Annotated in this window: 7 protein-coding genes; all 7 read left to right on the top strand. The window is 39.3% G+C overall.

Annotated features, from left to right (window positions below; translation table 11 throughout):
- Nucleotides 1–93 precede the first annotated feature (93 nt).
- The 7 genes from flgJ (at nucleotide 94) to H5162_RS09195 (ending at nucleotide 8,632) form a co-directional block, all read left to right on the top strand.
- Nucleotides 94–1,062, top strand: a complete 969-nt coding sequence (flgJ, locus tag H5162_RS09225; protein WP_182778328.1) for a flagellar assembly peptidoglycan hydrolase FlgJ — start codon at nucleotides 94–96, stop codon at nucleotides 1,060–1,062.
- Nucleotide 1,063: 1 nt separating this feature from the next.
- Nucleotides 1,064–3,070: a flagellar hook-associated protein FlgK gene (gene flgK / locus H5162_RS09220; protein ID WP_145239522.1), complete on the top strand. Its 2,007-nt coding sequence runs from the start codon at nucleotides 1,064–1,066 to the stop codon at nucleotides 3,068–3,070.
- Between the two features lie 2 nt (nucleotides 3,071–3,072).
- Nucleotides 3,073–4,305 carry a flagellar hook-associated protein FlgL gene (gene flgL / locus H5162_RS09215; protein WP_182778326.1) on the top strand — a complete coding sequence of 411 codons (1,233 nt, stop codon included), beginning with the start codon at nucleotides 3,073–3,075 and terminating at the stop codon, nucleotides 4,303–4,305.
- A 338-nt stretch (nucleotides 4,306–4,643) separates the two neighbouring features.
- The gene (locus H5162_RS09210) at nucleotides 4,644–5,606 is read left to right on the top strand and encodes a flagellin (protein ID WP_182730995.1); all 963 of its coding nucleotides are present in this window, start codon (nucleotides 4,644–4,646) and stop codon (nucleotides 5,604–5,606) included.
- A gap of 417 nt (nucleotides 5,607–6,023) precedes the next feature.
- A complete protein-coding gene (locus H5162_RS09205) occupies nucleotides 6,024–6,992 on the top strand; it encodes a flagellin (RefSeq protein ID WP_182718208.1) in 969 nt (322 codons plus the stop codon).
- Nucleotides 6,993–7,157: 165 nt separating this feature from the next.
- Nucleotides 7,158–8,120 (top strand): flagellin, encoded by a 963-nt coding sequence (locus H5162_RS09200; protein WP_182778324.1) that lies wholly within the window; start codon nucleotides 7,158–7,160, stop codon nucleotides 8,118–8,120.
- 77 nt (nucleotides 8,121–8,197) lie between these two features.
- On the top strand, nucleotides 8,198–8,632 hold the full coding sequence (locus tag H5162_RS09195; RefSeq protein WP_149981560.1) for a flagellar protein FlaG: 435 nt from the start codon (nucleotides 8,198–8,200) through the stop codon (nucleotides 8,630–8,632).
- The last annotated feature ends 2 nt before the right edge of the window (nucleotides 8,633–8,634 follow it).

Genomic DNA, 8,634 nt, shown 5'->3' with positions numbered 1-8,634 from the left:
CTCGCAAACTCGCAAACTCGCAAACTCGCAAACTCGCATTGGCTCAATTATTGCATTGTTAATAATATCATTAATCACTGTGTCAAATTGCTGATGGATACTAATCATCTCGATAAACAAAACTTCTTTGATTTAGGCAATCTCAATACATTACGTCAAGATGCCTTAAAAAGTGGTGCCTCGCCTGAAGCATCAAAAGAAGCGCTAAAAAAAGCAGCGGCACAATTTGAATCTATTTTTACGCAAATGCTTTTAAAAAGTATGCGTAAAGCAAACGAAGCGTTTGAAGACGAAGACAGCCCTTTTAACTCCAGTGGAGTAAAGTTTTTTGAAGAAATGCATGATCAACAGTTATCGGTTGATTTATCTTCAAAAGGTTCATTGGGCTTAGCCGATCTCATAGTGCAACAACTCTCTCCTGACGGGAAAAAATTTACCCCTAGTTCAGTGCTGCGCACCGTCGATGATTTTACCAGTGATCAACGTGCAACCAGCAAGAATGCTGATAACGCGGCTGACACTCAGGCTGTCAATAGCAGCTCATCAACAGCGCAAAAACCTCAGTTTGAAAATGCAGAAGATTTTATCAGTAGTGTTTGGGAACATGCCAAAACAGCCGCTGAGAAAATTGGTTTGAACCCCGCTGTGATGGTTGCACAAGCAGCTCTTGAGACTGGCTGGGGGAAACATATCATTAATAAAAGTGATGGCAACAGCAGCTTTAACTTATTCAATATCAAATCAGATAGAAGCTGGCAGGGTGAGAAAGCCAATAAAATGACACTCGAATTTGAGCAAGGTACACCAGTAAAAAGACAAGCCAGCTTTAGAGCATATGATTCGATTAAAGACAGCGTGAATGACTTTGTGCAGTTTTTAACGGAAAACCCACGCTACCAAGAAGCATTACAAAATACCGCAAAACCGGCCGCTTTTTTAGACTCTTTACAAAAAGCCGGTTATGCCACAGACCCCAATTATGCCGAAAAAATTAAGCAAGTACTTAATCGTACAGAACTTAAAACACTGGCGACAACATTGGTTCGCCAAGGAGTAAATTAAGATGTCGTTTAATTTATTAGACATTGCAAATTCAGGCGTTCGCGCTAATTCAGAATTGCTACAAACGACCAGTAAAAACATTGCCAATATAAATACAGTTGGTTATGTACGTGAGCGTACAGAGCATATGACCATGATCGACAATCAAGTTGGTCGTGGTGAAACATATCGATTATTGAATGAATTTGCTCAAAAGCAGCTCAATCGCGATACTTCAAATAAAACCTTTTTTGATCAATTTGTTACAGAAGCAGGCCGGGTTGATAGCTTGTTTTCTCAAGAATCCAATAGCTTATCGAGCAGTATGAATTCGTTATTCAACAATGTGCAGGAAAGCTTAAATCAGCCATCATCAACAGTTGCACGTTCGTTGGTTATGACAGATGCAGAAAATTTGATTGATCAAATGGATCGTTTGTCAGGCATTGTATTTGATCAAAAAAACATCGTGAATGAGCAGTTAGAAATTTTTTCTGATGAAGCGAATACATTGATTCAAAATATTAGCAGTTTGAATAAGCAAATAGCTACGGTAAATGGTACGCGCAATGAGGCAAACTCAAGCACCATGTATAACGAGCGAGACCTTGCTATTCGTAAGTTATCGGAATTAATAGATGTAGAGACTCTTGATGGCCCCAACGGTGAAAAGCTGGTATTTATGGGGACCGGTGAATCACTCGTAATGCAAGACGGCGCATTTAATTTGTTTTCGATGGCGGGTGATCCGGATCCTAATTTTAAAGAATTACGTTTAGATATAAATGGCGGCAAAGCTGTGCCGCTTGATGTTGATGTAAGTAAACTTAAAGGTAAGATTGGTGGGTTACTAGCATTTCGTGATGATATTTTAGTGCCAGCACAAAACCAGCTTGGCCAAATGGGGCTTGCAATTGCTGATGCTTTTAACCAACAAAACCGTTTAGGGATGGACGGCAACGGTGAACTTGGTGGGGACATTTTTACAATTCCAACGGTTGGCGGTTACGCCTATCAAGCTAATACAGGTAACTCAAGCATGACGGCTACCCTAGAGCCTGGTAAAGGCAGTGAAATTCCTGCTAGTGACTTTATTGTTACTTATACCAGTGGTACAACGGTAGAAATACAACCTGTCGATAATAAAGGTGAACCATTAGGCTCTCCCTCAACCGCCAATATAGTTGCTGGCGTTATTGATTCATCGACTATGACCGGTGGGGAATCTTTTGGTTTACAATTAAATGTTACAGGAACCGGTAATGTTGGTGATCAATTTGCTGTAAAACTTAATGCAGAGGCTGCATCGAGTTTAACACTTGCCACCGATAGGCCTGAATCGTTAGCGCTTGCTTCACCAATCCGTACGGCTGATAACATAAACAACACTGGCAATGCCAATATTTCAGTAGGTAGTGTAAGTAGTGTGACTTCAGGTGGTTTTACAACTACGACACCTCCGGATCTTGCTAATGGCGATATCACGATAGTGAAAACTGCTAACCCAGATGAATACACAATATCAGATGGGGTCAATACAAGTACTTTTACAGTCACTCCGCCTGCTGAAAATATGCTTTCACAAGCTGGGAATGGTTTCGAATTATATGGCTTTGACTTTAATATTGAAGGCATACCAGCAACAGGCGATAGTTTTACACTGGAGTTTAATGAAGGTGGTTTTGATGATAACCGCAATGGCTTAATGTTGGCTGGGTTACAAAGTGGTGAGTTAGTTCGACAAAATGTGACCACAACTTCAACTGCAGATAATCATAAAACATTTAATCAAGCCTATGCAGGGTTAGTTACTGATATTGGTGTTGTAACCAATCAAGCGAAGACTAATGGCGCTGCTTTTGAGGCATTAGCTCAACAGTCTGAAGCCTGGTATGAGTCACTCTCGGGAGTAAACCTTGATGAAGAAGCAGCCAATTTATTACGTTTTCAACAATCTTATGCGGCGTCTGCACAAGTGCTATCAACAGCCCGTACAATTTTTGATACTTTACTTAATGCTGCGAGGTAATTATGCGTTTATCTAATAATTTGATGTACCAAAACAGTGTTAATTCGATTTTGAATAATCAGCAAAATGTCAATAAAGCACAAGAGCAAGTTAATACCCAAAAGCGAGTGCTTACAGCTTCAGATGATCCATCGGCAACAGCACGGGCGTTACTGTATACCGATCGTATACAAGCGAATGAGCAATACAGTAAAAATATTACTATGCTGACGAGTCGTTTAAATACCCAAGAAAGTGTACTTGAGAATATTAAAGGCTCGCTTGAAAAAGCACATACATTAGCAATTCAAGCTGGTAATGGTGTTTATACAGATATAGATCGTGAAGGTATTGCTGAAGAGATTAAATCTATACAAAGTAGTGTGCTTGATTTAATGAATGCTAAAACTGAAGATGGGAAGTATATATTTTCAGGCTATCAAGATAATACCCAAACCTATTCGCTTGATTCTTCAACTGGCAAATATGTTTATGGTGGCGACCAAGGCCAGCATAAAATTAAAGTAGCGGAAGGAGTTGAAATTAAATCCAGTGATAATGGGGTTGATACGTTTGAAAAGGTCAATGCACGTTTAGACGTCGCCTCGAATGATGGTGTTGCATCAGGAGGGATCACTAGTGCAAAAGTGTATGTGCGTGAACAAGCTCAGTTTGACTCTTTTCATAAAGCAAATTATAACGCTGATCCTGCTGCCGCAGTCGGAGCAAATACGTTTAATATTATAACGACAGCAGGTACACCTAATACTTATCAGGTTGAACAAGGTGGAAGTGTGATCAGCTCTGGCAGCTTTGAGGGATCACAAATTAAATTTGCAGGGTTGGAAATCGACATTAGCCCCGTGGCAAATGGGCAGGTAGACTTTACTTTAGAAGCACCGCAAAAAGAAAATATTTTAAACACCTTAAGTAATTTGATCGCAGGACTGACTGATCCAACAATTAGCCAAGAAGATTATGAGCAAGTATTGGCAGCGGCCATGATCCAGATCGACAATAGTAAAAATCAGGTCTCTTTAACGCAGGCTGGTTTAGGTGGGCGGTTAAATACAGCTGAAAAAATCACGCAATCTAATAGTGACCTTGATGTAAATAACAAATCTTCTCGTGCAGATTTAATTGAACTCGATATGGCTGAGGCCATTACTGAACTCACGAAGCAAGAAACTGCACTACAAGCCTCGCAGGCAACTTTTGGCCGCTTGGCTAAATTATCACTGTTCGATTACTTATAAGTAAGTAAAGGAGTAAGGCAATATATTGCCTTACTCTCGTATTTTTCCAGCCTTTTAAGATCATCTCCTTACTATTTAACAGCTTAATAATTTCCTGAAGAAAAAGACCTGTACAGTAATCCTTGTAGTTTTTTAATGAGCTTTATTAATTTAGTCACTATAAAATTCATTAAATTACATGAGCTTAAAAAATAATGGAAAAAAAATAAAAAAAAAGCTAAAGGATTTTTTTGCTAGACCGATAACTTAATTAACCAAGCAAAGCGTTGTAAATAACAACCACTGCTTAATCTAGTAAGTTTGAGAGTAAATGATAAGTTTACTTCTGGAGAGATATCATGGCTTTATATGTAAATACAAATGTTAGCGCGTTAAACGCACAAAGACAATTAAATAATTCTGGTAATGCACTGGATACATCATTCCAACGTTTATCATCAGGTTTTCGTATTAACAGTGCGAAAGATGATGCGGCTGGCCTACAAATTTCTGACCGTTTAACATCACAAATTAACGGTTTGAACCAAGGTAACCGTAACGCGAACGATGGTATTTCACTAGCACAAACAGCTGAGGGTGCATTAGACGAAGTAACATCAATGTTCCAACGTATCAGAACATTATCACAGCAAGCAGCTAACGGCTCAAATACTGATGAAGACCGTTTAGCGGTGCAAGAAGAGATTCGCTCTCTTTCATCAGAAGTTAATCGTGTTGCTGCAGATACAACGTTTGGTGGTCAAAACCTATTAGATGGTTCTTTCTCGGCTAACTTTCAAGTAGGTGCAGATGCCGTTCAGAATATCAGCTTTAGTATGGCATCGGTTGGTGGTACTGCTAACTCTATCGCAGCTAATGGTGGTTTCACCATGTCAGGTATTGCAGGTGTTGCCAGTGCGGTAACCGGCGCTAGTTTAAGTGCGACAGCTGGAACAATCAGCTCGCAAGTAGGTGCATCAGCAGACCAAACAGCATTTTCATCAGTATTTACTGCTGGTGGTATCAGTGTATCTTCACAGGCTAATGCGCAAGCTGTAATGGCTGGTATGGATTCGCTTATCGCGGTTGTTGATAAAAAACGAGCTGAGCTGGGTGCGGTACAAAATCGTTTTCAGTCAACGATTCGTAACCAATCAAATATCTCAGAGAATCTAAGTGCTGCAAAATCACGTATTAAAGATACTGACTTTGCTCAAGAAACTGCAAACTTAACAAAAATGCAGATTCTACAACAGGCTAGCCAAACAATTCTTAGCCAGGCTAATCAACGTCCACAGGCTGCATTAAGTCTTCTAGGATAATTGGTTGGAAATAGTCAATTAATTGACTAAGAATGTAGCGCCTTTGTTTAATGGGGTATTAACAAAGGCGCTGAAACGGATTGATAAAGCGGAGGCGCTTAAAAATCCTGTATTGTTCTAACATTTGTAAGAACATAAATTATTAAGCATAAAATATGCCAATAATTAAAACCTACTCTCAAACTTATCTTCAAAGGGCCTTATAGGCCCTTTTCTCTTTTTTTCTAATTCAATGCAACTCTATCTATAAAGTTGGCCTAAAGATTGCTCAATACTTATTAAGTTTTTAAATTAACCTGCAAAGTGGCAGTTTATTGCCCCGGGCCAATCTTACTTGGCTGCTGTAACTAGTCACTTTGTCAAAACTCCACTCATTTTAGAGTGGCTTTAATTTGACAGATAAGAAGAGAGTTTATTATGGCTTTATTTGTAAATACGAATGTTAGTGCGCTTAATGCGCAAAGACAGCTTGAAAGAACTGGAAACGACTTAGATACTTCCTTTAAACGTTTATCATCTGGTCTGCGTATTAACAGCGCGGCGGATGATGCTGCTGGTTTACAAATATCGGATCGTTTGCAATCGCAAATCTTGGGTTTAAACCAAGGCAACCGTAATGCGAATGACGGTATCTCGCTGGCACAAACGGCTGAAGGTGCGCTTGATGAAATTACTTCTACATTTCAACGTATCCGAACACTTGCTCAGCAATCAGCAAATGGCTCTAATACAGATGAAGATAGGCTCGCTATCCAAGAAGAGATTAGACAGTTATCTGATGAGGTTAACCGAATTGCCACGGACACTACATTCGGTGGTCAAAATTTATTGGATGGCTCTTATTCTGCAAGCTTTCAGGTTGGTGCTGATGCTGTACAGACTATTGGTTTTAGTATGCAGTCTGTTGGCGATACAGCTAATTCTCTTGCTGCTAATGGTGGTTTTACTATATCAGGTGTTGCCGGTGTTGCTTCAGCCGTGGGTGGTAAAGCACTTTCAACGCTCGCAGCTAATGTAAGCTCAGTTGATGGCGCAACGGCATCAACAACATTAGATTTTTCTTCTGTATTTACAGCTGCAGGTATTAGTGTGTCATCACAAGTAAATGCACAGGCTGTGTTTGCGGGTATGGATTCTCTAATAGCGGTGGTTGATAAAAAACGCGCTGAATTAGGTGCGGTACAAAACCGTTTTCAGTCGACAATACGAAATCAAGCTAATATTTCTGAAAATTTAGCCTCTGCTAAATCAAGAATTAAAGATGCTGATTTTGCAATGGAGACAGCTAACTTAACTAAAAACCAAATTTTACAACAAGCGAGCCAAACAATATTAGGCCAAGCAAATCAAAGGCCTCAGGCTGCATTAAGCTTGTTACAGGGTTAAAATAGTATAACGTTGTTAAAAATTTATAAATAAAGCTAAAGTTTCCGTTTTATCTGACGATAACTGACTTAGAGAACTAAAAATCTAGGACTCTCAGTCTGGAGTAATAACAGGGTAGGGGTATCCCGTTGTTATTCTATTTAAAATGATAAAGCGGAGGCTATTATGGCTTTATATGTAAATACTAATGTGAGTTCATTGAACGCACAGCGCCAGTTGATGAAATCTGGTAACCAGCTCGATACATCCTTTCAACGTCTATCATCAGGTTTTCGCATTAATAGTGCAAAAGATGATGCTGCAGGCATGCAAATATCTAACCGTTTAACTAGTCAAATAAATGGTTTGAATCAAGGTAACCGAAATGCTAATGATGGGATCTCACTTGCGCAGACTGCTGAAGGCGCACTTGATGAGACTACGTCAATGTTCCAGCGTATTCGTACTCTTGCTCAACAAGCTTCAAACGGTTCAAATACAGATGAAGATCGTTTAGCAGTACAAGAAGAAATTCGTTCATTATCAGAAGAAGTAAATCGTGTTGCTGCAGATACAACATTTGGTGGTCAAAATCTACTAGATGGTACATTCTCAGCTAACTTCCAAGTTGGTGCTGATGCTGTACAGAATATTAGCTTTAGTATGAAAGATATTGGTGGCACAGCTAACTCTGTTGTAGCTGCCGGCGGCTTTACTATGTCAGGCATTGCCAGTGTTGCTAGTGCTGTAACGGGTGCAAGCTTAAGTGCTACAGCCGGAACAATTAGTTCACAGGTTGGTGCTTCAGCTGATAACACTGCTTTCTCATCAGTGTTTTCAGCGACTGGGATCAGTGTATCTTCTCAGGCAAATGCACAAGCTGTAATGGCAGGTATGGATGCAATGATTGCAGTAGTTGATAAAAAACGTGCCGAACTCGGTGCTGTACAAAATCGTTTTCAATCAACTATTCGTAACCAATCTAACATTTCAGAAAATTTGAGTGCTGCTAAGTCACGTATTAAAGATACTGATTTCGCTGCCGAAACAGCTAATTTGACTAAATCTCAAATATTACAACAAGCAAGCCAATCTATTTTGAGCCAAGCAAACCAGCGTCCACAAGTAGCATTATCGTTACTAGGCTAGACGGTTAATTAGGTCATTATTGAGATATTGTCTCGATAATGACTTATACTTTGTTTGTATTTTGAAGGAGAGCTACTATGGCTGACTTAGGTGGAATAATTAAATCGAGTGAAAACTTCACCGCTAATTCATCTTTTACAAATAAAAATGAGTTAAACGAAGCAAGTAAAAAAGCAACCGTTGAAAAAGCTGGTACAAAAATTGCTGGTAGAGAGCCCGCACTTGTTGATAATAGTCAGCAACTTGATTCTGAAAGTGAAAGAAAAGCACTGATCGACGAAGTGAAAGAAAACTTAGAGAAATTAAATAAATATATTCCTGTGACGGCTACAAATTTAAAATTTGAATTTGATGAGCAGGGTGATCCACCAATAATTAAAGTGTTTGATAAAACAAGCGAAGAAGTTATTCGTGAAATTCCAACTGAAGAGTTTAGAGAAGTTGCTAAAGCTTTAGATGAATTTGCCGATAAACTTACTAATAAAGGTTTGTTACTAAATCAAACCGTATGATA

This window comes from Pseudoalteromonas sp. SR41-8 (genome assembly GCF_014163915.1).
GTDB lineage: Bacteria > Pseudomonadota > Gammaproteobacteria > Enterobacterales > Alteromonadaceae > Pseudoalteromonas > Pseudoalteromonas rhizosphaerae.
Note: the sequence above shows the minus strand (reverse complement) of the source record. Positions and strands in the feature narration are given on the sequence as shown.

Coding starts and splice junctions, on each gene's coding strand:
- H5162_RS09205 (WP_182718208.1), top strand. CDS start 6,024: ATGGCTTTATTTGTAAATACGAATGTTAGTGCGCTTAATGCGCAAAGA.
- H5162_RS09210 (WP_182730995.1), top strand. CDS start 4,644: ATGGCTTTATATGTAAATACAAATGTTAGCGCGTTAAACGCACAAAGA.
- flgL (WP_182778326.1), top strand. CDS start 3,073: ATGCGTTTATCTAATAATTTGATGTACCAAAACAGTGTTAATTCGATT.
- H5162_RS09195 (WP_149981560.1), top strand. CDS start 8,198: ATGGCTGACTTAGGTGGAATAATTAAATCGAGTGAAAACTTCACCGCT.
- flgK (WP_145239522.1), top strand. CDS start 1,064: ATGTCGTTTAATTTATTAGACATTGCAAATTCAGGCGTTCGCGCTAAT.
- H5162_RS09200 (WP_182778324.1), top strand. CDS start 7,158: ATGGCTTTATATGTAAATACTAATGTGAGTTCATTGAACGCACAGCGC.
- flgJ (WP_182778328.1), top strand. CDS start 94: ATGGATACTAATCATCTCGATAAACAAAACTTCTTTGATTTAGGCAAT.